This window comes from Micromonospora craterilacus (assembly GCF_003236315.1).
GTDB classification, from domain to species: domain Bacteria; phylum Actinomycetota; class Actinomycetes; order Mycobacteriales; family Micromonosporaceae; genus Micromonospora; species Micromonospora craterilacus.
Genome location: NZ_POTY01000001.1, coordinates 29365 through 54264, shown reverse-complemented (window position 1 = coordinate 54264; position 24900 = coordinate 29365). Strand labels below are relative to the sequence as shown.

Here is a 24900-nt window from a genome sequence, read left to right as displayed (position 1 = left end):
GCTACCTCCCGTTGTGCTCGACACCGGCCGCCGGCGCGTCACCGGCGCAGCGGAAGCCGAGGGCGAAGTTGGACCAGCCGGTGGGATCCCCGTAGAGCCGCTCCGCGCACCGCACCTGATAGCGGAAGTTCATCCAGGACCCGCCCCGGATGACCCGGGAACGGCCCATCACCAGGTGGATCGTGGGGTCGCACCGGGTCTCCGGCGCGTACAGGTGGGCCAGGGTGGACGTCCACTCGTACACGTTGCCGGTCATGTCGGCGCAGCCGTCGACGCTGTCGCCCCGGGGGGAGAACGCGCCGACCGGCGTGGTCTGCGGCACCGGCCCCTGGGCCGCGTGGATCGCCGACCACCACTCCCGCCACTCGGCCAGGCCGCGGAAGGTGCCGCCGGTCCACTCGGCGGTGTTGGCGTTGCCCGGGTCCCAGGTGTCACCCCAGGGCCACAGCCGGTACGACGGCCCGGTGGCCGCCCGCTCCCACTCCGACTCGGTCGGCAGCCGCCGGCCCGCCCACCTCGCGTACGCCTCGGCGTCCAGGTGGGAGATGTGCACGACCGGGTGGTCGTCGCGGTTGCGGACGCCGCTGCCGTACCCGGCCGGGCGGTGCCAGCAGGCACCCTCGCGGATCTCCCAGTAGTCGCTGTAGACCATGCTGCCGCCGGACCGCTCGGCCGACGTCACGTACCCGGTGCGGGCGACGAACGCGGCGAACTGGGCGACGGTCACCGGATACCGGTCGATGAGGTAGTCCGGCAGGGTCACCGGCAGTTGCGGGGTCTCGTCGGTGAACCAGTCCCGGGGGAACGCCTGACCCTCGCTCTCCAACCAGTCCAGCGTCCGATCCGGAGAACCCTGGAGGAAGGTGCCGCCGGGCACGCGCACCATCTCGCCGGGGGCCGTGGACGCGGCGGGCCCGGCGGTGTCGAGGTCGCCGACGCTGGTCATGACTCCGCCCCGGCCACCGGCGCCGCCTCCAGGATGCCCATCACGCTCGGTGCCGGGCAGGGCGTGACGGACTCCAGCCGGAAGCCGGCGGCGCGCAGCAGCTCCCGGAACTCCGCGACGGTGCGCTCCCGCCCGCCGTGGCACACCATCATGTTCAGGTCGTTCATGACCACCTGCGCGACGCTCGGGCCGGTGCCGACCGTGGTCGGCATCAGTGACTCGACCAGCAGCACCCGGCTGTCCGCCCGGGCCGCCCGGCGGACCGTACCCAGCACCGCCACGCACTGCTCGTCGTCCCAGTCGTGCAGGACGCTCTTGAGCAGGTAGGCGTCCGCGCCGGGCGGCACCGACTCGAAGAAGTCCCCGGCGCGCACCTCGCACCGGTCGGCCACCCCCTGCTCGGCGAGCGTGCGTGCGGCGTCGGCCACGCCGTCGGGGGTGTCGAAGACCGTGCCCCGCAGGTGCGGGTGCGCGACCAGCACCCCGGCGAGCAGCGCCCCGCTGCCGCCGCCCACGTCCACGACGGTGTCCAGCTCGGCGAAGTCGTACGCGGACAGCAGTGTCGGCACGAACGCCCGGGATCCCTCCGCCATGGCCGCGTTGAACGCCGCCTGCCGCTGCGGGTCCGCCATCAGGTACGCGAAGCAGCTCTGGCCGTGCACGTGGTCCCAGGCCACCCCGCCGGTGCGGACGCTGTGTTCGAGCTGTCCCCACGCGGCCCAGCTCTCCGGCCCGGACAGCAGCAGCACCAGCTCCCGCATCGACCCGGTGACGTCCGACCGCAGCACCTCGCCCTGCTCGGTGAGGACGAACCTGCCCGGCTCCGGCTCCGCCAGCACCTCCAGGTACACCAGCGCCCGCAGCAGCCGGCGCAGCGACGGCGCGTGCGCCCCGGTGGCCTCGGCCAGCTCCGCGAGGTCCGGCTTGCCCTCGGCGAGCAGGTCCGGAATCCGCAGCCGGACGGCGACGTGCAGCGTCTGCGCGGTGAAGAACCCGTAGATCAGCTGCTGCATCCGGTGCCGCAGCCCGGGCTGGGCGGTGGTCGTAGTCGTTGCCATGCGGTCCTCCGGTGGGGCACGTCCGGTGGGTCAGCGGGCGGCGGCCCCGGCCGGCTGCGGCGGGGCGGCGAGCAGCTCGGCCAGGTGCACGGCGATCGCCGTCACGGTGGGCTGCTGCCAGAACAGCGAGGCCGGCAGCACCTGGCGGTACGTCTTCTCCAGCCGCCGGCGCACGATGACGGTCATCACCGAGTCCATGCCCTGCTGCACCAGCGGCAGGCGCGGATCCAGCGACTCGACGGGCAGCTTCATCTCGGCGGCCACCGCGGCGCGTACCTCGTCGACCAGACGCTCGCGCAGCTCCTCCGGATCGAGGTCGGCCAGGGAACCGCCGGCCGGGCCGGATCCGTCGGCCGTTCCGGCCGGGGCGTCCGGCACCACCGGATAGCGCAGCCCGGCGAGCCGCCCGACGACCCGGCCGTCCGGCGCGGTGATCAGGACGGTGACGGTGTCCTCCCGGGCGGCGTCGCGTACCACGTCGAGCACTGCCACCGACGGCGCGGGGCCGGCCGTCTCGATCCGCTCGGCGCCGTCGACCAGGCGCAGCCGGGGCTCGCCGGGGAAGGCGACCGGCGCGACGGAGACCGCGGCGTCGACGACGGCCGCCCAGCACGCCGCCTCCGGGAAGCGGACCCGGGCGCGCAGCCCGCCGTCGGCGGTGATCAGACGGTCCACCGTCCAGACGAAGGCGGTGTCTGGCACACCCACCCGGGCCAGGTGCTCGCGGACCAGACCGGCGTCGGCGACCATCCCGCCCGGCGGCACCGCGGCGGTGCCGGCCAGCGGGGCGTCGGCCGGCACGGCCTGGGCGGTGGCGTGGGTCAGCCACGGCGCCGGGTCGCCGCCGGCCGGCCGGGAGGCGAGCACCAGCCGGCCGTCGTCGTCGACCACCTGGATCTCCTGACGCACGTTGGTGGCCAGCGGGACCCGCATCGACAGGTCGTGCAGCGTCACCGGCACGCCGTCCCGGGCACCGGCGGCGAGGAACGTGGCGATGAGCACCGCGGCCGGCACGAGCTCCGCGCCCTGCACGGTGTGGCTGCCCGGGTACGGCCGGCTGGCGTCGGTGAGCACGGTGTGCCAGAGCCGCAGCTCGCTGCCCGCGACGCTGGTCGCGGTGCCGAGCAGCGTGTTCGAGGCGATGTCGTGTCCGCCCGCGGCCACCGGGGGCTCCGGCTCGCGCCAGTGCTCGCGGTGCTGCCAGGCGTACCGGGGCAGGTCGGTGAGCCGGCCGTCCGGGTGCAGCCGCGCCCAGTCGACCTCTACCCCGTGGCAGTACGCCTCGGCGACGGCGGCCCGCACGGCGCGGTGCCCGGCGTGCCGGCGCAGCGTGGTCCCGACGTAGGCGTCCTCGATGTCGGCGTGGTCGACGGTTTCCCGCAGCGAGTGGGCGATCACCGGGTGCGCGGAGATCTCGACGAACGCGCGGTGCCCGTCGGCCAGGGCGGCGGTGACCGCGTCGACCAGGCGTACCGGCCGGCGCAGGTTGGCCGCCCAGTAGTCGCCGTCACCGGCGGGCGTCTCGCGCGGGTCGTCCAGCACGGTCGAGTACATCGGCACGACGGCCGGTGCCCGGTCCAGGTCGGCCACCGCGGCCCGCAGTTCGTCGGTGAGCGGATCCATGTGCGGGCTGTGGAAGGCGACGTCGGACTGCACCCGGCGGACCCCGATCCGGTCGGCCGGCCACTGCTCGATGACCTCGTCGACGGCGGCGACGTCGCCGGAGACCACCGTGGAGGCGGGCGCCGAGGCGATGGCCGCGACCAGGTTGGCGCGGCCGGCCAGCCGCTCGGCGACGTCGGCGAACGGCAGGGTCACCATGGCCATCGCGCCCCGGCCGGCGGCGCGGCGCAGCAGGGCCGAGCGGCGGCAGATCAGCCGGGCGCCGTCGGCCGGGCTCAGCACGCCGGCGGTGACCGCGGCGGCCACTTCGCCGACCGAGTGGCCGATGACCGCCGCCGGCCGCACCCCGTACGCCCGCCACACGGCCGCGAGGCCGACGTGCATGGCGAAGGTCAGTGTCTGGATCCGGTCCACGCCGCCCAGTTCCGGGTCGGCGAGGGCGGCGCGCAACGAGAAGCCCGCCTCCTCGGCCACCACCGGCTCGATCTCGTCGATCGCGGCGGCGAACGCCGGCTCGTGGGCGAGCAGGTCGCGGCCCATCCCGGCCCAGTGCGACCCGTGCCCGGAGAACACCCACACCGGGCGGGCGGACCGGCCGGCCGGCGCGACCCCGGAAACCGTGCCGGCGTCCGGCTGGCCGGCGGCGAGCCGGCGCAGCGCGGCGACCACGCCGTCGCGGTCCTCTCCGGTGACCACGGCTCGGCGGTTCAGGTGGGCGCGCCGGTGGGCCAGGGTGTGCCCGACGTCGGTCAGGTCCGCCCGGTCGTCGCCGTCGAGCCGGTCGGCGAGCCGGCCGGCCTGCGCGCGCAGGGCGGCGTCCGAGCGGGCCGACAACGGCAGCAGCGGGCGGCTGTCGCCGTCGACCGCCGGCCCGGTGGCCGATGGTACCGGCGGCGCCTGCTCCAGGACCACGTGCCCGATGGTGCCGCCGTAGCCGAAGCCGGAGACGGCTGCCCGGCGCGGCCCGTCCCGGCGGGGCCAGGGCAGGGTGCCGGTGACCAGCCGTAGGCCGGTGCCGTCGGCGTCGACGGCGGGAATCGACCGACCGCGCAGCGGGGTGCCAGGAATCTGGCCCCGGTGCAGCGCGAGGATCGCCTTCATCAGGCCGGCGACCCCGGCCGCGCCCTCCAGGTGGCCGATGTTCGACTTGATCGACCCGATCAGGCAGGGCCGCTCCGGCGGCCGGCCGGCGCCGTAGACCGCGGACAGCGCGCCGGCCTCGACCGGGTCGCCCAGCCGGGTGCCGGTGCCGTGCGCCTCCACGTAGTCGACGCTGTCCGGCGTGATCCCGGCGCGCTCGCAGGCCCGGCGGACGACGTGCTGCTGAGCCTCGCCGGACGGGGCCATGATGCCGTCGGTGTGCCCGTCCTGGTTGACCGCGCTGCCCAGGATCACCGCCAGCACGCGGTCGCCGTCGCGGACCGCGTCGTCGAGGCGCTTGAGCACCAGCACGCCGCAGCCCTCGCCCCGGCCGTAGCCGTCGGCGTCCCGGTCGAAGGACTTGCTGACACCGTCCGGGGCGAGCGTGCCGGCGGCTTGCAGCGACACGTTCTGCCCGGGGGTGAGCACCAGGTTGACGCCGCCGGCCAGGGCCACCGTGCTCTCGCCGAGCAGGAGGCTCTGGCAGGCCAGGTGCACCGCGACCAGCGACGCCGAGCAGGCGGTGTCGACCGCGACGCTCGGTCCGCGCAGGTCCAGGGCGTACGAGACGCGGTTGGCCAGCGCGCAGGTGGCCGCGCCGATGCCGGTCCACGCCTCGACGGTGGGCAGGTCCTCCAGCAGCCGGTCGCCGTAGTCGGTGGTGCTGACCCCGATGAACACGCCGGTGTCGGTGCCGGCCAGCCCGTTGGGCGGCAGCCCGGCGTGTTCCAGCGCCTCCCAGCCGACCTCCAGCAGGATCCGCTGCTGCGGGTCCATCTCGGCGGCCTCGCGGGGGGTCAGGCCGAAGAACTCGGCGTCGAAGCCGGCGACGTCGCCCAGGTAGCTGCCCGCGGTGACCGTCTCCCGCAGGACCGCCTCGTACTCCGGGCCGCGTTCGCGGTATGCCCGCCACCGCTGGGCCGGGATGTCCCCGCTGGTCTGGCCGCCCTTGAGCAGCAGTTCCCAGAGGGCGTCGGGGCTGTCGACATCGCCGGGCAGCCGGCAACCGACACCGATGACGGCCACCTGGAACGGGCGGGTGGCGGGGTCGTCCCGGGTCATCGTCGTACCTCCGTTGGAGTCGGGTCGCGGCGGGGCGGGCCGGTCAGAGGCCGTCGGGCGTGTGCAGGACGCGTACGACGGCGGCGGTGAACTCCACGCCGGGGCCCATCGCCAGCCAGAGCACGTTGTCGCCGGCCGACAGTTCGCCGGTGCGCAGCAGGTGGTGGAAGGCGAGCAGGTGGTCGCTGGCGCCGCAGTGCCCGATCATCCGGCCGAAGTCGAACGTGGACTTGTCCATCCCGAGCCCGAGCGGCGCCATGCAGCGCTGCTCCACGACCTCCCGGGAGTAGTTCATGAAGGAGACCCGGGCCAGGTCGGTGGTGCCGATACCGGCCTCGGCGAGCGCCTGTTCGGCCACCGTGGTCATGGTCTCCTGCGCCTCGGCCAGCACGGCGAGCACCGGGGTCTGCTCGGTGATGTGGTAGAAGAGGCGGGCACCGAAGTCGAGATCCTTGCCGAGCGTCGCGCCGGGCGGGAACATCGGCTCGCCGCCGCGGTGCACCTCCTCGGCTTCCGGCACGGTGATCGAGCAGACCGACAGCAGTTCAGCGAAGCCGCTCTCGGTGCTCAGCACCACCGCCGAGGCGGCGTCGCCGAGGATGAATCCGAGGTTGGTCCGCCAGCGGTCCAGCAGCGGGGTGCCGTAGTTGTCGGCGGCGACCAGCATCGCGGCCTTGCGCTCCGGCGCGGCCTTCAGGTAGCTGGCGGCCAGTTCCAGCATGGTGAACATGCCGTTGCAGCCCTGCCGGATCTCGCTCGCCCGGGCAACGCCGCCGAGCAGGTAGTGCTGGAGGTAGGAGTGCGCGATCCAGCCCTCCGGGCCCTGGTGCCAGGCGGCGGCGTAGAGCAGCAGGTCGATGTCGCCGCGGCTCAGCTCGCTGGTCTTCAGGGCGTCCTGCGCGGCGCGTAGCGCCATCTCCGGGGCGGGCAGCTCGCCGGCGACGGCCGCGCCGCCGAGCCCGTGGGTCTCGATGTCCTCTTCGGGGTACCAGCCCTGGGCGACGGCGTGTTCGACGGTGACGGTCTCAGGAAGGTAGGCCCCGATCCCACGAATGTACGTTCCGGCGGTGCGCATCGAGTTCACTCCTCGGGTCCGATGATCGAGGCGATTTCACTTTAAGATTATATAGCGCCCGGTGTCGGGTCAATGGTCGCTCAGGCTGCCCAGTTCCAGGCTCTCGTCGCCCCGGACCAACCCGGAGAGCAGCGTCACGAACGAGATCTTGGGTGGCAGGCTGTGGTCCGGGTCCACGATGGCCTGGGCCCGCAGGTGCAGCTCCTCCTTGCCGTGGGCGCCGTCGTAGAAGAACCGGACCAGCTCCAGCAGGGACCCGAGGAAGTCGCGGTACCGGTCCTCGTAGGCCTGCATGACGTGACGTTCCTTGTCCGGCGCGGTCAGCGTCTCGTGGACCGCCCGCGCGACGCTGCTCGCACCGCGCATCGCCAGGGTCACGCCGGAGGACAGCAGCGGGTCGATGAACGCCGCCGCGTCGCCGACCAGGACCCAGCCCGGACCGGAGAACTGGGTGCAGGTGTACGACCAGTCGCGCGCGGCGCGGTAGATGTCCACCCGCTTCGCGCCCGAGGTGAGCCAGGCGACCTCGGAGGATCCCGCGATCTGCTTCTCCAGCAGTTGCTCCGGGGGCAGCCCGGACGCCACCAGCCGGTCGCTCGTCGTGACGTACCCGATACCGGTCAACGTCGGACTCAGCGGCGCGTACCAGAGCCAGCCCTGCCGGCAGCTCTCGGTCAGCAGGTCGCCCTCGTGCTCGCCCGGGTACCGCAGCGCGCCCTGCCAGTAGCTCCACACGGCCACGTTGCGCAGGTCGTCGTACCAGTCGACCAACCCGAACCGGCGGCCCAGCCAGCGCTGCTGGCCGGAGGCGTCGACCACCATCACCGCCCGTGCGTCCACCGGGGACGACTCGCCCCGCAGCTGGTACCGGACACCCGCGATCCGGTCGCCGTCGGTCAGCGGTTCCCGGACGGTGGCCCCCTCGACCACCTGCACGCCCAACTCCCGGGCCCGGTCCAGCAGCATCGCGTCGAACTCGGCGCGTCGGACCTGCCAGGCGTACTCGAAGCGGCCGCCGCGGACCTCCCGGAAGCGGAACGACCACGGCGCGCTCTGGTCGGCGCCCCACAGCAGGCTGCCGCCGTACTTGACCTGGAACCGCAGGTCGGCCATGCGATCGAGCACGCCCAACGCGGTCAGCGTCGGGACCACACCGGTGATCAGGGACTCGCCGATGTGATAGCGGGGAAACTTGTCGCGCTCCAGCAACAGGACCCGGTGCCCCTCCAGGGCGAGGAGGCCGGCCGTGCACGACCCGGCGGGGCCGCCGCCGACGACGACGACGTCGTACTCGGGAACGGGATGGCTCATGGCAAGCTGCTCCTCCTGCTCGCGTTCGCGGACCGCGCCGACGGCGGTCAGCCGGCCGGCGTGAACGCGACCGGCAGCCTCGTGAGGCCGCGGAACATCGTTCGTGGCTGGTAGGTCAGCCCCTCCGGGGCGGTGGCCGGCCGCAGGTCCGGCAGCCCGGCCAACGCGCCGAGAGCGGTCCGCAACTGCAACCGGGCCAGGTACGACCCGAGGCAGTAGCGCATCCCCGCGCCGAAGGACATCGACGGGATCGGGTCGCGGCGGATGTCGAACTCGTCCGGCCGGTCGTACCGCAGCGGGTCCCGGTTCGCCGCGCCGGCCAGCACCACCACGACGTCGTGGCGGCCCAGCAGCCGGCCGTGCAGCTCGACGTCGGCGGTCAACTGCCGGGTGTTCGACTGCACCGCCGGGTCGTAGCGCAGACACTCCTCGACGGCCGGTGCCACCAGCTGCGGAGCGCCGCGCAGCAGGTCCAGCTGGTCCGGATGGTTCAGCAGGCTCAGCAGCCCGTTGCCGACCTGGCTGGCGACCGTCTCGTGACCGGTGAAGATGAACGTGACCACGGTGCTGACGATCTCGTTGCGGCTCATCAGGCCGCGCCGGTGGGCGGCGAGCATCAAGGCCAGCAGGTCCTCGCCGTCGTCGCGCCGCGCGGCCAGCGCCTGCTCCACGTAATCGGCGAACTCGGCGATGGCCGCGTGGCCCTGCCGCATGTCCTCGGCGGAGGCACCTCGGTCGAGCGTCCGGCCCACCGCACGCGACCAGCGGCCGACCGCGTCCTCGTCGCCGTCCGGCAGGCCGAGCAGCCCGAGCACCGCGCGCAGCGCCAGCGGGTACGCCAGCTCGGCGACGACGTCCATCGTGCCGCGGGCCCGCGCCGGGCGCAGCAGGTCCTCGACGGTGGCGGCGATCACCGGTTCCAGCCGCCGCAACGCCGACGGGCTGAAGGCCGGGCCGACCACGCCACGCAGCCGGCCGTGGTCCGGCTCGTCCTGGAACAGGATGATGTCGCCGACGATCCGGCTGAGCAGGCCCGGCCCGACCAGATCCGTCCAGAACTGCCGGATGCCGGTGCGGGCGAACCGCTCGTCGCCGAGGACCGCGCGCACGTCGCCGAAGCGGGAGACGTACCAGACGTGATGCGCCCCCCGGTGCACCGGATCGTGGCGGAGCAGCCAGTGGTACGACGGGTACGGGTCCCGCCGGACATCGTCGGCGGTCGGGTCGAACGCGGTCACGGCGTCGGCCAGCACGAGGCACCCCTTCCAGTGGCTCGTCGCGCCGCCCGCCGGCCGGGCCGGCGGACGACGCGAGCCGGCTCAGCCCGAGACACGCTCGACGATGCGGCGTACCGTCTCCGCCGGCGTGGGCAGTGCGATCATCTCCTCGCGCACCTCCCGCGCCGCCGTACGCATCGACTCGTCCCCGATCAGCCGGCGCAGCAGGTCCGCGTCGACCTTGTCGGAGGTGCTGACCAGGCCGATGCCCCGCCGGCTGACCGCCTCCCGGGCGGTGTGCTGGAACTGGTCGCGCGGGTCGGGCGCGAGCAGTTGCGGGATGCCGGCGTTGATCGCCGTCATCACCGTGCCGCCGCCGCCGTGGTGCACGACCGCGGTGCAGGTCCGTAGCAGGGTGTGCAGCGGCGTCCAGCCGACCGCGCGCACGTTGCGTGGCAGGGTGCCCAGCGGGGTGATGTCGAGTTCGCCGAGTGCCAGCACGAAGTCCGCGTCCACCTCGGCGGCGGCGGCGATGATGGGCTCCACCGCGCCGATGCCGAACGCCTGCAACTCGATGGTGCCCATCGTGATGGCCACCTCCGGGCGGGGTGGCGTCGGCGGGAGCCGGTCGCCGAGAACCGCGCCACCGCCGTACGGCACCCAGCGCATGAACCAGCCCTCCGGCTCCGCCTCCAGCAGCAGGCTCGGCGGGAACGACTCGATCGTCACGCTCGGCTTGGGCAGGCTGACCTGGTGCTTCTCCATCAGGTCGGTGAGGAAGGAGGCGATCGAGGAGTGCATGCCGCGGGTACGCCACGCGCTCTGGTTGCGCTGGATGGCCGGCACTCCGGCGCGGGCCGCGGCGAGCAGGCCGACCGTCGCGCCCTGCTCGTAGACGACCAGGTCGGGCTTGAAGTCGTCGGCGAGGGCGATGGTGCGGTCCACCAGTGGGCGGTTGACCGCCGCGATCTGCACACCCCACTCCTCCAGGTCGATGGCCGGGCGGGTGGCGACCGTCTCGGCGAAGCGGGGGTTGTCCTTGGCCACCTGCTCGAAGACCTTGACGGCGCTGTAGTCCGGTGCGACGTCCACCACCTCCAGGCCGGCGGCGGCGGCCTTCTGGGTGTGCTCGGCGAGCGCGATCACCACGTCATGACCGGCCGTGCGGAAACCCCAGGCGAGCTGGATCAGCGGGAACAAATGACCTAGACCGGGAGAGGAGACGAACAGGACGCGCATGTCGGTGCCCTTCTGGGTCGGGTAACGGGCCGGCACGGTTCACCAGCCGGATCTGATCGTTTCGACGATGTGGGAACGGTCGTCCTCGGTGAGCCACCAGCCCACCGGGATGTAGACCACCCGGTCGGCCACCGAGTCCAGGCCGGGCAGATGGGCCCGCGACGACGACACGCAACTGTGCGCGTCGTTGCGGCGGGAGACGATGCTGCTGGCGATGCCGGCGTCGTGCAGCCGCCGCATGAACGCGGGCCGGTCGCGCACCTTCAACGGGTACATCCAGAACGACGGCTCCCGGTCGTCGGCGCGTTCGGTCTGCTCGACACCGTCGAGGCCGGCCAGCTCCTTGTCGTAGAAGGCGGCGTTCTCGCGGTGCCGGTGCACCAGCTCGTCGACCCGCTCCAGGTTGGACAGGCCGATAGCGCCGCCGATCTCGTTGAGGACGAACCGGTAGCCCCACTCGGCCACGTCGTAGTCGCCGGTGATCCGGTCCGAGGCCCGCTCGATGCCCAGCCACCGCCGCAGCCGCAGCCGGTCGTAGCGGTCGTCGTCGGGCAGCACCACGAAGCCACCACTGCCGGTGGTGAGGGTCTTGATCGCGCCGGTGCTGAACACGCAGACGTTGCCGTGCGTGCCGAGCGGGGTGCCCCGGTAGGTGGCCCCCCACGCCTGCGCGCAGTCCTCGACCACCAGCGGCCGGCGGCCGTACCGGGCCTCGGCCCGGTCCACGATGGCGCGGAGCCGGTTGAGGTCCACCGGGTACCCGAGCCAGTGCACGACCACGATGGCCCGGGTGGCCGGCGAGATCTTGGCCTCCAGGTCGTCGAGGTCGACGTTGAGCGTCATCGGGTCGACGTCCGCCCAGCGGACGCGCAGCCCGTTGGCGAGAATCGGCCAGTTGGTGCCCTCGAAGGTGAGCGGGGTGCTGAGCACCTCGCCCGGCTCCGTCCGCTCCGGTCCGTCCGGTCCGGGCCGGGCGGCGAGGCTGAGCGCCAGGTGCAGCCCGGCGGTGCCGCAGTTGACCGACACCACGCGAGGGTTGCCGAGGCGCTCACCCACGGCCGCCTCGTACTCGGCGACGGTCGGCCCGTGCTCCAGCCGGCCGCTGCTCAGCACGGCGGAGACGCGCGCGCCGACGTCCGGAGACATGGCGACCTTGGACAACGGGATCATGGCACCCCCTCAGTCTGTGCCACATGATTCTCAAGTGAACGATCGGAGGCAGTCAAGGGAGGGGTGCGCCGTTGGCCCTCGGAACAGTTCTTCGTGATTGCGGAACTCGTCCCGTCCGAGGTCAATGAGTTCAGAAATGTATATCGTCTGACGCGTTGCCGGACGTCGGGTCCGGCCTCGTGCGGGAGGTACCGGTGGCGTCGCTGCATGTCCGGCTCGGGCGGACCGGCCTGCGGGTCAGCCGGGTCGCGATCGGAACCGTCAACTTCGGCGGCCGGGTCGACGAGACGGACGCCCACCGGCTGCTCGACCACGCACTGGCCCGGGGCGTCAACCTGGTCGACACCGCCGACATCTACGGCTGGCGCGTGCACCGCGGCTGGACCGAGGAGATGATCGGTCGGTGGCTGGCCAAGGACCCGGCCCGGCGCGACGAGGTCGTCCTGGCCACCAAGGTGGGCAACCCGATGGGCGACGGCCCCAACGACCGGGGCCTGTCCGCGCGGCACGTCGTCGCCGCCTGCGAGGCGTCGCTGCGCCGGCTGCAGACCGACACCATCGACCTCTACCAGATGCACCAGGTCGACCGGGAGGTCGGCTGGGACGAGGTCTGGCAGGCCATGGAACAGTTGGTGGCCCAGGGCAAGGTCCGCTACGTCGGCTCCTCCAACTTCGCCGGCTGGGACCTGGTCAGCGCCCAGGAGACCGCCCGCCGGCACCGGCTGCTCGGCCTGGCCAGCGAACAGTGCGTCTACAACCTGGTCAGCCGGTACGTCGAGTTGGAAGTGCTGCCGGCCGCCGCGGCCGAGGGCATCGGCGTGCTGGCCTGGTCGCCGCTGCACGGCGGCCTGCTCAGCGGCGCCCTGCGCAAGCTCGCCGACGGCACGGCGGTCAAGTCCGCCCAGGGACGGGCCGCCGACGGGCTGGCCCGGCACCGCTCGGCGTTGGCGGCGTACGAACAGTTCTGCACCGAGATCGGCCGGGATCCGGCGGAGGTCGGCATGGCGTGGGTGCTGCACCGGCCCGGCGTGACCGCCGCCGTGGTCGGCCCGCGTACGCCGGCGCATCTGGACGGTGCCCTGCGTGCCCTGGACCGGCCGCTGGCGGTCGACGAGCTGGCCCGGCTGGACGAGCTGTTTCCGCCGCCGGGTCGGGGCGGCCCGGCTCCGGACGCCTGGATGTCCTGACCTGCCCCGCGCCGCCCGGCCGGGATCCCGACCACGGACGGAGCCGACGATGGCCCATCTCCTGTTCGTCAACGTGGCCAGTCACGGCCTGGTCTTCCCCACCCTGGCCGTGGTCACCGAGCTGGTCCGGCGCGGCCACCGGGTCAGCTACGTCACCGCGGGCGGCTTCGCCGAACCGGTCGCGGCGGCCGGCGCCACCGTCGTGCCGTACGCCTCGGAGATCATCGACGCGGACGCCGCCGAGGTGTTCGGCTCCGACGACCTCGGCGTCCGCCCACACCTGATGTACCTGCGGGAGAACCTGTCGGTCCTGCGGGCCACCGCCGCCGCGCTCGACGACGACATCCCGGACCTGGTCCTCTACGACGACTTCCCGTTCATCGCCGGTCAGTTGCTGGCCGCCCGGTGGGATCGCCCGGCCGGCCGGCTCAGCGCCGCCTTCGCCTCCAACGAGCACTACTCGTTCTCCCGAGACATGATCGACCTCGCCGGCACGATCGATCCGCTGGACCTGCCGGCGTTCCGTGACACCCTGCGGGAACTGCTCGCCGAGCACGGCCTGTCCCGGTCGGTGGCCGACTGCTGGCAGCACGTCGAGGATCTCAACCTGGTGTTCGTGCCGAAGGCGTTCCAGATCGCCGGCGAGACCTTCGACGACCGTTTCGTGTTCGTGGGGCCGTGCTTCGGGCCACGGCGGTTCCTCGGCCGGTGGACCCCGCCGGCCGACGACCGGCCGATCGTGCTGGTGTCGCTGGGCACCACGTTCAACGACCGGCCGGACTTCTTCCGCGACTGCGCGCGGGCGTTCGCCGGCCAGCCCTGGCACGTCGTGATGACCCTCGGCGGCCAGGTCGACCCGGCGCAGCTCGGCGAGCTGCCACCGAACGTGGAGGTGCACCGGTGGGTGCCGCACGTCGAGGTGCTGGAGCGGGCGGCCGTCTGCGTGACGCACGGCGGCATGGGCACACTGATGGAGGCGCTGCACTGGGGCCGCCCGCTGGTCGTCGTGCCGCAGTCCTTCGACGTGTGGCCGATGGCCCGCCGGGTCGACCAGCTCGGTCTCGGCGTGCTCCTGCCCGGGGAGAAGGCCGACGGGGATGCGCTGCTCGCGGCCGTCGACGTGGTCGCCGCCGATTCCGCGCTGGCCCGGCGGGTGGCGGCGATGCGTGCGCAGGTCCGGCAGGCCGGCGGCGCCGGCCGGGCCGCCGACGCGATCGAGGGGTACCTCGCCCGGCCTCGCTGACCACAGCGGTCCGGCGGCCCGCGCCGCCGGACCGGGCGTCGACGGCCGGGCGTCGCGTGCGGCCCGGCGGTGAACGGTCCGGACGCCGCGAGCCGGGGTGGGGGTCAGCCGGCGGCACGGACCGGATCCGCCGGTGCCGGGACGGTGCCGTCGCGGAGCTGACCGGGCAGCACCTGCTCGGTCAGCAGGGTGCGGTACCGCTTCAGGAGCGGCTCGCTGGGCGGCCGGACGGCCAGCCACGAGCCGACCAGCCGGGCACCCTCGATGTAGGTCGTGGAGTACGCCCGCCACAGCGGATCAGTCAGAAACGTGGCGATCTGCTCGGCCCGGTCCCGCGGCAGCAACAGCCAACGGTGCAGGTACGCCACCGCGTCGTCGACCGAGGCACCCCGGTCGTGCAGCAGGATCGCGGCGTCCTGGCGGGCCGGCATGAGCTGGTTGACCAGCCCGACCAGCTGCTCGACCAGTTCACCCTCGACGGTGACGCCCTCGTCGGCCAGCACCGCGCTGGTCCACCGACCCCACCCGGGCCCGAGCAGGGCCGCCGCGCCGTGCTCGGCGGTGCCCTCGGCCACCAGGCACTGTGGCGTGTTGACCAGGGCGATGCGGTGCTCGTCCTGGCCCCGCGCACGCACCAGGCCGGCCTCCTTGAGACAGTGCTCGACGTGGTGACCGGGGTACGCCTCATGGGTCGCCATCAACGGCAGCACGGCGATCGTGCGACCCGCCGTCTCGTTCAGCGTCACCGTGGAGCGGAACCCGCCGTGGTAGCGGTTGAACGCGTTCCACGGCCGGTCGCGAACCACCTCGATGTCGACCCGCTCGGCCTCCGGCAGCCCGAGCAGCGGCCGGGCCCGGTCGCGCAGCGCGTCGGCGACTGCCCGCACCGCCCCGGCCAGCCGCTGCGGCGGCACCACGTTGCGGGCGTAGAACGCCTCGACCCGGTCCATCAGCGGGCCGCTGCCGGGCAGCAGCTCGCCGATGGCCGCGTGCACCGCCGCGTACCGCTCCGGGTCGCCGAGCCCGACCTCGACGTCGAAGTAGGTCCGCACCTCGTCGAGGAAGCCGAGCGGTTCGCCGGCGGCCCGCCGGGCCGCGCACTCCACCGCGGTCACCTGGGCGACGAGGAACCGCCGGCGCCCGGCGTCGAGGTCCGCGTCGGGCAACCGGGCCAGCAGGTCGCCGGCCTGCGCGGCCAGCACCGCCGGCTCCGGGGCGGGCTCGGCGGCGACCCGGTCGGCCAGCGCCGGGTCGCCGAACCAGCAGTCGACGTAGCCGTCGACGAGCCGGCCCATCCGCAGGCCCAACGCGAGGTAGTCGGTGACGACGTCCTCGGTGCCGCTCATGCCGTACCTCCGCTGCGCCGCGGGTCGGCATTCTCCCGGCGTTGCTGGTTCGCTCGCTTCCGCGCGCTCACCGGCCCCCCTCCAGGCGCACCTCACCGAGGTCGGCCAGGCCACCGAGGGAGGGCAGGGGAGCCACGTCGCGCACCCGGGGGCCGCGCGGCGCGGCGTCCGTGGCCCGCCGGAACAGCAGGGGTACGACGGCGCCCGCGGCGAGCAGCCGACGCTGCACCTCCTGCCAGCGCGCCACGGCCTCCCGGGGATCGGCGGCGTCCAGCGCCTGCTCGACGATCCGGTCGATCTCCGGATCGTGGTAGCCGCCGGGACTGCCGGCGTCCACCAGCGGCTGGAGGAACGCCCGCGCGTTGCCGTACCCCCAGGGCGCGGTGCGTGACGCGGTGCTGACGTCCCAGCGCAGGGCCGGGGCGTCCGCGGTGCCGGCCAGCAGTGCCCGGTGATTCACCTCGTCCAGCGCCACCAGCCGCACCTCGACACCGGCCGCACCCAGGTCGGCCGCCCAGGTGCGGGCCAGCGCCAGGTCCTCGGCGGTGTCGGGGTGCACCGCGGTCAGGATGAGCCCGTCCGGGTGCCCGGCCGCGGCGAGCCGCTCGCGTGCGCCGCCGTCGGGGGGTAGCGGGTCGGCGAGCGGGTCCGGGGGTCGGTGGCCGTCGTTGCCCGGCGGCACCACCGTGTGCGCCTCGCGGATATCCGACCACGGGTCGGCGGCGCCGGCGATCCGTGCCAGCGCCGACCGGTCGATCGTGTCGGCGACCACCCGCCGCACGGTGGCCGAGCCGACCGCCGGGTTGGCCGGGTCGCGCAGGTTGAACACCAGGAACGGGTCGGCCCGGTGCCCGGGCACCGGGCCGACGGGCACGCCCCACGGCAGGTCGGCCTCGTCGGCGGCGAGCCGGTCGGCCAGCTGGCGTGGACCGCCGGTGGACACCCGGAACTCGACGGCGGCAAAGAGTCGCCGCCGCACCGGGTCGCTCTCCGGCCGCCAGGTCGGGTTCGGCTCCAGCCGGATCGCCGCCCCGGGCTGCCAGGAGGCGATCCGGTACGGACCGCTGGCGACCAGGTTGGCGTGCAGCTCGGGGCTGCCCGGCAGGTACGCGTCGTACTCGGCGGGGGCCGGGGAGGCGCAGCTCAGCGCGAGCAGGTCGGGAAAGTCCAGCGCCGGGCGGACGAGTTCGAGGACGACCGTCTCGTCGTCGACGGCGAACACGCCGGGCAGTTCGTGGGCGTCGGCGAAGGCCGCCAGCAGCGCGGCGGTGACCGGCTGGCCGGCGACCGCGTCGGCGTACTCGGCGCAGTACCGGTCCATGCCGCGCAGCGTGCCCCGGAAGTAGGCCAGGGCGGGGTGCCGGATGACCGGGTTGGCCAGGCGCTTGAAGCCGCGTACGACGTCGTGGGCGGTGATCCGTCGCGGCTGCGGGGTGTCCCACCACACGTCCGGGCGCAGGTGCGCCACGTACGAGCGGTGGCTGGCACCGAGCCCGGCGTTGTAGGTCGAGGGCACGTCGACGGCCAGGTCACCGACCGGGCCGAGCGCCCGCCAGTCGGTCGGGTCGGGCGCCGCACGGTAGCTGACCAGCTGCCGCGTGGTCAGGCGCAGCAGCTGGCGCTCGGCCGGGGTCCAGGCGGCGGCCGGGTCGGCCTGGTGGACGGCGGCCGGGCCGAGCAGCCGCAGGAGGTCCTGCTGCCGGGTGTCGGGCCTGGTGGTCACTGCGCTGCGTGCCTGGGTCACGTCAGGACATCTCCTCGGCAAGGCGGACCATCGTCCGTACGCTGTGGTCGATCTCTTCCCGGGTGTTGAACAGGTGCGTGGTGATGCGTGCCGCGTAGTGCTGGTGCGGGGAACCGGGGACGTCGAACTCGGTCCATCGGGTCCAGATCCGGTGCTCGGTCTCCAGCCGCTTGACGAAGGTGATGAACTTCTTGATGTTCCAGGCGTCCTCCGGACGGCGGAACGGATTGAACGCGATCAGCGGCGAGCGCAGCCGGGGGTCGGCGCCGGGGGAGTACAGGGCCTCGACGCCGAAGCCCTCGATCAGCCGGCCGCGGGCGTACTCGGCGAGGTCCATCACGTACGCCTCGATCCGGTCCCGTCCGATGTCGTCCCACAGCTCGAACGCGCGGGCCAGCGCGGCGCCCCGGGCCAGGTTGGCGCTGCCCGCACTCTGCAGGTAGTCGCCCATGTTGTAGCTCTCCACCTCGGTGGCGGTGCGCGGCGGCGGGCTGCCCATCATCGGGTACCAGGTCGAGATGAGCGGCCAGAAGGTGGGCAGCGGCAGCGGGTTGGACTCGGGGACGACCTTGTTGCGGATGTAGATCAGGCCGGTGCCCAGTGGCCCGCACTGGAACTTCGAGCCGGAGCAGGTGATGAAGTCGGCACCGTAGTCGCGCAGGTTGACGTCGAGCATCCCGGGGATCAGCGCGCCGTCGATGACGGTGGTCAGGCCGTGCCGGTGGGCCAGCTCGCACAGCTGCCGGACCGGGAACATGGTGCCGGTGAACAGGGTGATCGCCGCGAACGACAGCACCTTGGTGCGCGGTGTGATCGCCGCCTCGACCAGCTCGACGATCTCCTCGGCCCGTACGTGGTGGCCCGACGGCGGGGTGACGGTGCGTACCACGATGCCGTGCCGGTTGCGCAGCAGGTTGAAGTTGGACAGCACCGAGTAGCACTCGTGGGTGGTGGTCACCACCTCGTCGCCCTCGCGCAGGTCCAGCCCGTGGATGACCCGGGCGACCCCCTCGGTGGCGTTGTGGCAGATGACGATCTCGTCCTCGTCCACTCCGAACGTCCGCGCGATGTAGTCCCGGTACTCGGTGAACATGGCCGGGCGGTAGACGTCGAGCAGCCCGCCGGTCCACTGCCGGGTGACGCGGTCGACGGTGTCCAGCACCTCGTACGGCATCGCGCCGACGGTGCCGGTGTTGAGGTGCACGGTCGTCGGGTCCAGGGCGAACAGTTCCCGGATGCGGGCCCACGACGCGGTGCGCAACGGGCTCGGTGACACCGACGCCGAGACGGCGGCCGGGCCCGGGGATTCCACGGTATGGCTCACGGCGATCCCTTCGTAGCCAATGGCGTGCCCGGGGGTCGTATGCACCCGGGCCGAAGACGAACCACCACCACTTTCTCAAGTGAATGGGGGCCCGACTATCGCGCAAGTTGCGGTAAACCCGCTCGGCCTCCCTGACACCCACTTCATTCAGGTATAGCATTCAGGACAGTGCACGCCGGGCAGTCCACGATCACGGGCCGGAGGGGATATGGACAGGTTGCAGTCGGCGCTGGCCCTGTATCAGGAGGCGATGGGCTACACGTACGCGGCCGCCCTGCGGGCGGCCGCGACGGTGAACGTCGCCGACCACCTGGTCGACGGACCGCGTACGGCGACCGAGCTGGCCGCCGCCACCGGCACCGACGCCGACGCGCTGCGCCGGGTGCTGCGGCTGCTCGCCGCGCGTGACGTCGTGCACGAGCGCGACGGCCGGTTCGCCCTCACCGACAAGGGTGCCGCGCTGCGCTCGGACTCCCCGGTGCCGGCACGGGCCGGCATCCTCATGTTCACCGACACCATGTTCTGGACGATGAGCCACCGGGTGACGGCCGCGATGGGGCCGGAGCGGCCCGCGTTCGCCGAGATCTTCGGCGGCTCGCTGGACGACTACTTCGACCACGACGCCGAGGTCGAGGCGCTCTACTACCAGGGCATGGAGACGGTCAGCGCGGCCGAGCACCGGATCCTCGCCCGCACCGGCCTGTTCCCCGACACCGGCACCGTCGCCGACGTCGGTGGCGGGCGGGGTGGCTTCCTGCTCACCGTCCTGCGGGAGCATCCCGGCCTGCAGGGAATCCTGCTGGACCGGGCCGAGGTGGTCGCCCGGCACCGGCTGGACGAGCCGGACGTGGCCGGGCGCTGGAAGGTCGTCGCCGGCGACTTTCTCAGCGAGGCGCCGCACGCCGACGTGCACGTGCTCAAGCGGATCCTGCACAACTGGGACGACGAGCACAGCGTCCGGATCCTGGCCAACTGCCGACGGGTCATGCCGGCGCACGGTCGGGTCCTGATGGTCGACGCGATCGTGCCGGAGGGCAACGACCCGCATCAGAGCAAGGAGATGGACTTCATGATGCTGGCCGCGCGTACCGGTCAGGAGCGCACGGCCGACGAGTTGGAGCCGCTGTTCGCGGCCGCCGGCCTGCGCCTGGAGCAGGTGGTGGGCACCTCGTCGGTGATGTCCGTCGCGGTCGGCGTGCCGGCCTGAGCAGGGAGAGAGGGCCGCAGACCCGTGCCGGACCACGACCCACGCCCCCGCCACGGCGGCACGTTGCGCTACTACGGCCCTGGCGGGCTCGACCACCTCGATCCCGCCGCGGCCTACTACGCCTTCTCCCACCAGGTGATCCGGCTGTTCGCCCGGCAGCTGTTCAGCTACCCGACCACCGAGGACGCCGGCGCGCTGGTGCCGGTCCCGGACGTGGCCGCCGAGCTGCCCACCGTCGCCAACGGCGGGCTCAGTGCGGACGGCCGGCGCTACACCGTCCGCCTTCGTGACGGGGTCTGCTGGGACACCAGCCCGCCTCGGCCGGTCACCGCCGGGGACTTCGTGCGCGGCTTCAAACGGATGGCGAACCCGGTGGTCGGCGCGGGCGCGCTGGCCTACTACACCAGCACCATCGCCGGGATGGCGGAGTTCGCCGAGGGCTACCGGGCCCGTTTCGCCGGCCGTACGCCCACCGCCGCGCAGTTGGCCGCGTACCAGAACGGCCACCACATCTCCGGCCTGCGCGCCGTCGACCACCGGACGCTGGTCATCGAGCTGCTGCGGCCCGCCAACGACCTGCTCAACCTGCTGGCGATGCCGTTCGCCTCGGCGGCACCACCCGAGTACGACGAACTGGTCCCGGACAGCCCGGACTTCGCCCGGCAGGTGCGTTCCAACGGGCCGTACCGGATCACCGGCTACGTCCCGGGCAGCCACCTCACCATGGACCACAACCCGGCCTGGCGGGCCGCCGCCGACCCGATCCGCCGCCGCTACGTCGAGCGGATCGACGTCCGGATGGCCCGGGTGAGCGACGAGCGGGTCCGCGCCGAGATCGCCAGCGGCCGGGCGGACCTGTCCTGGGGCGCCGCCGTCGGGCGGCCGCGCCGGCGCACCGAGGCCGACCGTGACCTCGGCTGGGCGCTCAACCCCTACCTCGCCTTCAACCTGCACAGCCCACGGGAGGGGGGCGCGTTGCGCCGGCGGGAGGTCCGGCTGGCCATCGCGTACGCCATCGACAAGGCGCGGCTGGTCCGGTTCTTCGACGACATGAACATCGGCACGGTGACCCGTCCCGCGCACACCGTCATCCCACCCGGCAACGTCGGCCACCGTGAGTACGACCCGTACCCGACGCCGGGCGACCGGGGCGACCGCGCGCGCTGTCGGGAGTTGCTGGCCGAGGCGGGTTACCCGGACGGGCTGACGCTGACCATGATCTACCGGATCGACGCGGTGCACGGCCAGGTGGCCAAGGCGATCGCCGAGGACCTGACCGCGGGCGGCGTCGACGTCCGGCTGGTGGAGATCGACCGGACCGACGAGTACTACCGCATCCTGCAGGATCCGAAGCGCGCCGCGGCGGGGGACTGGGACATCACCCCGGCCGCGTTCATGCCCGACTGGTTCGGCAACAACGGCCGGTCGTACGTCCAGCCGATGTTCCAGTCCCACACCGCCGTCGGCACGGCGAACTACGGCGGCTACCTCAACCCGGTCGTCGACGACCTGATCGACCGGGCACTGTCCGCGCCGACCGAGGTCGAGGCGGCGGAGCTGTGGCACCAGGTCGACCGGCAGGTCCTCGCCGACGTGGCGATCGTGCCGATCCTGGTCTGCGAGCCGACCATCGAACACCTGACCAGCGCCCGGGTCCGCGACGCGATTCCGCTCCCGCACGTCGACCGCTGGTACGACGCGGCCAACCTGTGGCTGGACCCGCCGGACTGATGGCGGCCACTAATGTCGTCACGGCTAATAGCAGGCTTGAATGATATAAGTAGGTTCTGTAGCTTGATCCGGGCGAGTTTTCGCGATTCGGCTGCCCGAGTTCGCCTGTGACGCGACGGGAGAGAGCATGACAACCAACCCAGCGCTGGCCATCGAGACCCATGAGCTGGTGAAGGTCTACGGGGAGACGCGCGCCGTCGACGGTTTGGACCTGGCGGTACGCACCGGGACGATCCACGGTGTCCTGGGCCCCAACGGTGCCGGCAAGACGACCGCCATCAAGATGCTCACGACCCTGCTGCGGCCGACCTCCGGCACGGCCACGGTCCTCGGCCATGACGTGGTGCGCGAGGCATCGGCGGTGCGCCGCCGGATCGGCCTGACCGGGCAGACCATGGCGCTCGACGAGGACATGACCGGCCTGCAGAACCTGATCCTGGCCGGCCGCCTTCAGGGGCTGCGGCACGGCCCGGCGCGCGCCCGCGGTGAGCAACTGCTGGCCGCGTTCGATCTGACCGAGGTCGGCAACCGCCTGGTCAAGACGTACTCCGGTGGCCAGCGTCGGCGCATCGACGTGGCCGCGAGCATGGTGGTGACGCCCGAGCTGCTGTTCCTCGACGAGCCGACCACCGGTCTCGACCCGCGCAGCCGCAGCGAGGTCTGGCAGATGATCCGGGACCTCGTCCGGGACGGTGGCACCGTCCTGCTCACCACGCAGTATCTCGACGAGGCCGACCACCTGGCCGATGAGTTGACGCTGATCGACCAGGGTCGCCTGGTCGCCCGGGGCACCCCGCCGGAGCTGAAGGCCAGTCGCGCCGAAGGTGTGCTGGAGGTGCAGCTCGTCGATCCCGCGCGCCGCGCCGAGGCGGGCGCGCTGCTCGCCGGAGCGATCGGCGCCAGCGTCGAGCCCGACTCCGACTCCAACCCGTCGCGGCTGTCGGTGAAGATCGCCGACGCCGACCGGGCCGCCCGGGCCCTGGGCGAGTTGGCCCGCGCCGGCATCGGCGTCGAGGACTTCAGCCTCGGCAAGCCCTCACTCGACACGGTGTTTCTCGCGCTCACCGGTCACTCCACGCTCGACGGCACCCGAGAAGAAGAAGCAGAGGTACCGGCATGACGTCATCCAGCACGGAGGCTCGGCCAGCCGCAGCCGAGATCTTCAGCCGGTCGGTGGCCGGCGCGCAACGACCGCCCGCCCCGGGCCCGCTCTTCGCCTGCCGCACGTTTGCCTGGCGGACGCTCATCAAGCTCAAGTACGTGCAGGACCACCTGGGTACCGCCGTGGTCTTCCCGGTGATCCTGACGCTGGTCTTCACCTACCTGCTCGGTGGCGCGATCGCCGGATCGCCCCGGGAGTACCTCCAGTTCTTCCTGCCCGGCGTTATCGTCCTGTCGCTGGTGGCGTCGAGCATGATGAGCGCCCTCACGCTCAACCGGGACATCGCGACCGGCATGTTCGACCGGGTGCGCAGCACCCCGATCTGGCAGCCCGCGGTACTGGTCGGCACGATGGGCGGCGACGTCCTGCGATACGCGTTGACCTCGGTCGTGCCGCTGGCGCTGGGCCTGCTGCTCGGCTTCCGTCCGGACGGCGGCTTCTCCGGGGTGCTGCTCGCGCTGCTCTACCTGCAGCTCTTCACCTTCAGCGTGAGCTGGTTGTGGATGTTCTTCGCGGTGCTGATCCCCCAGCCGACAGCCGCGGCCGGCATCGTCAACCTGCTCCAGTTCATCCTGCTGTTCGGCAGCAACATCCTGGCGCCGCAACAGACCATGCCGGGCTGGCTGGAGGCGGTGGTGAAGCTCAACCCGGTCACCCACGCCGCGACCACCACCCGTGGTCTGATGCACGGCGACCTGGCCTCGGGCGACCTGGGAGCCGGCCTGCTGGCCTGCGCCGTCCTCGTCGTCCTGTTCGCGCCGCCGACCGTCCTGCTCTACAGCCGTAAGCAGCGCTGAGCGCTGAGCGGCGCCCGGCCCCGGTTCCTCGTCCGAGGGTACCGGGGCCGCTGGCCGGTGGCGGTGATCCGTTCGGGTGGCCGGCCGCAGGAGGCACGACGACGGCCCGGCCGGAGGTGTGGTCCGGCCGGGCCGCCGTCGGTAGCTGTGGGCGGGCGCCCGTTCAGGAGCCGGAGCTCACCAGGGCCGCCCAGGTCTCGGCGCGTTCCTGGGCGATCCGCATCATCTCGGGGCTCGGCTCGAACTCGGCGGCGGCGTCCTCGGGGATCGGCCCGCCGGACAGGTCGCCCCGCAGGAACATGCCCAGGAAGTCGAGGGCCATCTCCCATCCCACGGCCACCTCGACGAGCATCTCGTCGGAGACCGTGGCGTGCTCCAGTTCGAGTAGCGTGCCGGTGCCCTCCTCGCTGAGCCGCAGTTCCACCTCGCTGTCCGGCTTGTCGCCGTAGATCCAGCCGAGGGTGAGCCGGCGCGGCGGCTCGCAGCGGAGGATGTCGCCGTGGGCGTTGCCCTGGAGAGCGAAGGTGCCGCCCTGCCGTAGGTCGCCCTTCGGCTCGATGAACCAGCGGTTGATCCGGTTCGGGTCGGTGCAGGCGCTCCAGACCTCCTCGATGGGAGCGTCGTAGCGCTGCCGGATGATGATGCTGCGGGCCTCGCCGGCCGGGATGGACCGCTGGCCGAGCACCCGCTCGGTCGGCTGACCGGAGGCCACCGGGTTGTTGAGGTCGGTCACTACGACGTGGCCTCCTCGATCTTCGTCTGGAAGGACGCGAGGATGGTCGGCCAGCCCTTGTCCATGCCGTTGCGCACCCGCTTGGCGTGCTTGGTGCCCATCCGGTCGAAGTGGGTGTGCTCGACGTCCACCCGGGTCTTCTTCTGGCCGTCCGGCACGAACGTCACCGTGAACTCGCTGGCGTTGTCCGGGTCGATGCGGCCGAAGCCGTTGAGGCGCCAGCCGACGGCCAGCGTGTCCGGGCCGTCCACCTTGCGGATCAGACCGAAGGTGTGCTCCTCGCCCTGCTCGTCGATCTCGTAGAGGCGTCCGCCGGTCTTGGGGTCGACGCCCAGGGGGGCGCCGACCTTCGTGGTGCGGAAGTTCTTCGGCCACCACTGTGGGAAGTCTTCCAGGAAGACCTTGAAGGCGGTCTTGCGGTCGGCCTTGACCGTGACGCTGTGCCGGACGAAGGGATCGTAGTTCGGGGGTTTCGGCTTCCTGGTGGCGGTGCTCTTGGCCGCCGTGCTCTTCGCCGGCACGGTCTTCTCCTGTGGCATGTCTCGTCCTCACTGTCGCTGTGCGGAAGACGGGCGGTCTGTCGAG

General features: G+C 72.8%; 19 protein-coding genes. 6 read left to right on the top strand and 13 right to left on the bottom strand.

The genetic code is table 11. The features are described from left to right. Position 1: 1 nt before the first annotated feature. The 8 genes from C1I95_RS00210 to C1I95_RS00175 all read right to left on the bottom strand — a co-directional run bounded on the left by C1I95_RS00210 (position 2) and on the right by C1I95_RS00175 (position 11841). Positions 2 to 946 (bottom strand): formylglycine-generating enzyme family protein, encoded by a 945-nt coding sequence (locus tag C1I95_RS00210; protein WP_111211667.1) that lies wholly within the window; start codon positions 944 to 946, stop codon positions 2 to 4. After that, the gene (locus C1I95_RS00205) at positions 943 to 2004 is read right to left on the bottom strand and encodes a methyltransferase (protein WP_111211666.1); all 1062 of its coding nucleotides are present in this window, start codon (positions 2002 to 2004) and stop codon (positions 943 to 945) included. Before C1I95_RS00205 ends, C1I95_RS00210 begins: the two co-directional genes overlap by 4 nt. A gap of 30 nt (positions 2005 to 2034) precedes the next feature. After that, entirely contained in the window at positions 2035 to 5829 is a 3795-nt protein-coding gene (locus C1I95_RS00200) for a type I polyketide synthase (RefSeq protein WP_111211665.1), read from the bottom strand. Between the two features lie 43 nt (positions 5830 to 5872). Then, complete coding sequence (locus tag C1I95_RS00195; protein WP_111211716.1) at positions 5873 to 6904, bottom strand: ketoacyl-ACP synthase III family protein; 1032 nt, start codon at positions 6902 to 6904, stop codon at positions 5873 to 5875. 69 nt (positions 6905 to 6973) lie between these two features. Further along, entirely contained in the window at positions 6974 to 8215 is a 1242-nt protein-coding gene (locus tag C1I95_RS00190) for an NAD(P)/FAD-dependent oxidoreductase (protein ID WP_111211664.1), read from the bottom strand. 47 nt (positions 8216 to 8262) lie between these two features. After that, positions 8263 to 9468 carry a cytochrome P450 gene (locus C1I95_RS00185; RefSeq protein ID WP_111211663.1) on the bottom strand — a complete coding sequence of 402 codons (1206 nt, stop codon included), beginning with the start codon at positions 9466 to 9468 and terminating at the stop codon, positions 8263 to 8265. 66 nt (positions 9469 to 9534) lie between these two features. Next, positions 9535 to 10671 carry a nucleotide disphospho-sugar-binding domain-containing protein gene (locus C1I95_RS00180; RefSeq protein ID WP_111211715.1) on the bottom strand — a complete coding sequence of 379 codons (1137 nt, stop codon included), beginning with the start codon at positions 10669 to 10671 and terminating at the stop codon, positions 9535 to 9537. Between the two features lie 39 nt (positions 10672 to 10710). Further along, positions 10711 to 11841, bottom strand: a complete 1131-nt coding sequence (locus tag C1I95_RS00175) for a DegT/DnrJ/EryC1/StrS family aminotransferase (RefSeq protein ID WP_111211662.1) — start codon at positions 11839 to 11841, stop codon at positions 10711 to 10713. A 179-nt stretch (positions 11842 to 12020) separates the two neighbouring features. Between C1I95_RS00175 and C1I95_RS00170 the strand changes: the two genes are divergently transcribed. Together C1I95_RS00170 and C1I95_RS00165 are read left to right on the top strand one after the other, a co-directional pair. Next, complete coding sequence (locus tag C1I95_RS00170) at positions 12021 to 13028, top strand: aldo/keto reductase (RefSeq protein ID WP_111211714.1); 1008 nt, start codon at positions 12021 to 12023, stop codon at positions 13026 to 13028. 49 nt (positions 13029 to 13077) lie between these two features. Next, positions 13078 to 14271, top strand: coding sequence for a macrolide family glycosyltransferase (locus tag C1I95_RS00165; RefSeq protein ID WP_111211661.1), 1194 nt, complete (start codon positions 13078 to 13080; stop codon positions 14269 to 14271). A 104-nt stretch (positions 14272 to 14375) separates the two neighbouring features. Here C1I95_RS00165 and C1I95_RS00160 read toward each other — a convergent pair whose 3' ends face one another. From C1I95_RS00160 to C1I95_RS00150, 3 genes are all read right to left on the bottom strand, one after another. Further along, a complete protein-coding gene (locus C1I95_RS00160) occupies positions 14376 to 15617 on the bottom strand; it encodes a DUF885 domain-containing protein (protein WP_111211660.1) in 1242 nt (413 codons plus the stop codon). A gap of 67 nt (positions 15618 to 15684) precedes the next feature. Further along, positions 15685 to 17361, bottom strand: coding sequence for an ABC transporter substrate-binding protein (locus C1I95_RS00155; protein WP_111211659.1), 1677 nt, complete (start codon positions 17359 to 17361; stop codon positions 15685 to 15687). 1 nt (position 17362) lies between these two features. Further along, entirely contained in the window at positions 17363 to 18730 is a 1368-nt protein-coding gene (locus tag C1I95_RS00150; protein ID WP_111211658.1) for an aminotransferase class V-fold PLP-dependent enzyme, read from the bottom strand. 163 nt (positions 18731 to 18893) lie between these two features. Here C1I95_RS00150 and C1I95_RS00145 point away from each other — a divergent pair, with 163 nt between their 5' ends. From C1I95_RS00145 to C1I95_RS00130, 4 genes are all read left to right on the top strand, one after another. Beyond that, a complete protein-coding gene (locus C1I95_RS00145; protein ID WP_111211657.1) occupies positions 18894 to 19892 on the top strand; it encodes a methyltransferase in 999 nt (332 codons plus the stop codon). Between the two features lie 24 nt (positions 19893 to 19916). Further along, the gene (locus tag C1I95_RS00140; protein WP_111211656.1) at positions 19917 to 21623 is read left to right on the top strand and encodes an ABC transporter substrate-binding protein; all 1707 of its coding nucleotides are present in this window, start codon (positions 19917 to 19919) and stop codon (positions 21621 to 21623) included. Positions 21624 to 21750: 127 nt separating this feature from the next. Further along, complete coding sequence (locus tag C1I95_RS00135) at positions 21751 to 22743, top strand: ATP-binding cassette domain-containing protein (RefSeq protein ID WP_111211655.1); 993 nt, start codon at positions 21751 to 21753, stop codon at positions 22741 to 22743. Further along, positions 22740 to 23582 (top strand): ABC transporter permease, encoded by an 843-nt coding sequence (locus C1I95_RS00130; RefSeq protein WP_111211654.1) that lies wholly within the window; start codon positions 22740 to 22742, stop codon positions 23580 to 23582. Before C1I95_RS00135 ends, C1I95_RS00130 begins: the two co-directional genes overlap by 4 nt. 163 nt (positions 23583 to 23745) lie before the next feature. On the opposite strand, the gene C1I95_RS35055 is transcribed toward C1I95_RS00130, so the two are convergent. Both C1I95_RS35055 and C1I95_RS00120 read right to left on the bottom strand, forming a co-directional pair. Then, positions 23746 to 24315, bottom strand: a complete 570-nt coding sequence (locus C1I95_RS35055) for an SRPBCC family protein (protein WP_158566219.1) — start codon at positions 24313 to 24315, stop codon at positions 23746 to 23748. Continuing rightward, positions 24315 to 24854 carry an SRPBCC family protein gene (locus C1I95_RS00120; protein ID WP_111211653.1) on the bottom strand — a complete coding sequence of 180 codons (540 nt, stop codon included), beginning with the start codon at positions 24852 to 24854 and terminating at the stop codon, positions 24315 to 24317. Before C1I95_RS00120 ends, C1I95_RS35055 begins: the two co-directional genes overlap by 1 nt. Positions 24855 to 24900 lie beyond the last annotated feature (46 nt).

Coding starts and splice junctions, on each gene's coding strand:
- C1I95_RS00210 (WP_111211667.1), bottom strand. CDS start 946: ATGACCAGCGTCGGCGACCTCGACACCGCCGGGCCCGCCGCGTCCACG.
- C1I95_RS00205 (WP_111211666.1), bottom strand. CDS start 2,004: ATGGCAACGACTACGACCACCGCCCAGCCCGGGCTGCGGCACCGGATG.
- C1I95_RS00200 (WP_111211665.1), bottom strand. CDS start 5,829: ATGACCCGGGACGACCCCGCCACCCGCCCGTTCCAGGTGGCCGTCATC.
- C1I95_RS00195 (WP_111211716.1), bottom strand. CDS start 6,904: ATGCGCACCGCCGGAACGTACATTCGTGGGATCGGGGCCTACCTTCCT.
- C1I95_RS00190 (WP_111211664.1), bottom strand. CDS start 8,215: ATGAGCCATCCCGTTCCCGAGTACGACGTCGTCGTCGTCGGCGGCGGC.
- C1I95_RS00180 (WP_111211715.1), bottom strand. CDS start 10,671: ATGCGCGTCCTGTTCGTCTCCTCTCCCGGTCTAGGTCATTTGTTCCCG.
- C1I95_RS00175 (WP_111211662.1), bottom strand. CDS start 11,841: ATGATCCCGTTGTCCAAGGTCGCCATGTCTCCGGACGTCGGCGCGCGC.
- C1I95_RS00165 (WP_111211661.1), top strand. CDS start 13,078: ATGGCCCATCTCCTGTTCGTCAACGTGGCCAGTCACGGCCTGGTCTTC.
- C1I95_RS00160 (WP_111211660.1), bottom strand. CDS start 15,617: ATGAGCGGCACCGAGGACGTCGTCACCGACTACCTCGCGTTGGGCCTG.
- C1I95_RS00145 (WP_111211657.1), top strand. CDS start 18,894: ATGGACAGGTTGCAGTCGGCGCTGGCCCTGTATCAGGAGGCGATGGGC.
- C1I95_RS00135 (WP_111211655.1), top strand. CDS start 21,751: ATGACAACCAACCCAGCGCTGGCCATCGAGACCCATGAGCTGGTGAAG.
- C1I95_RS00130 (WP_111211654.1), top strand. CDS start 22,740: ATGACGTCATCCAGCACGGAGGCTCGGCCAGCCGCAGCCGAGATCTTC.
- C1I95_RS00120 (WP_111211653.1), bottom strand. CDS start 24,854: ATGCCACAGGAGAAGACCGTGCCGGCGAAGAGCACGGCGGCCAAGAGC.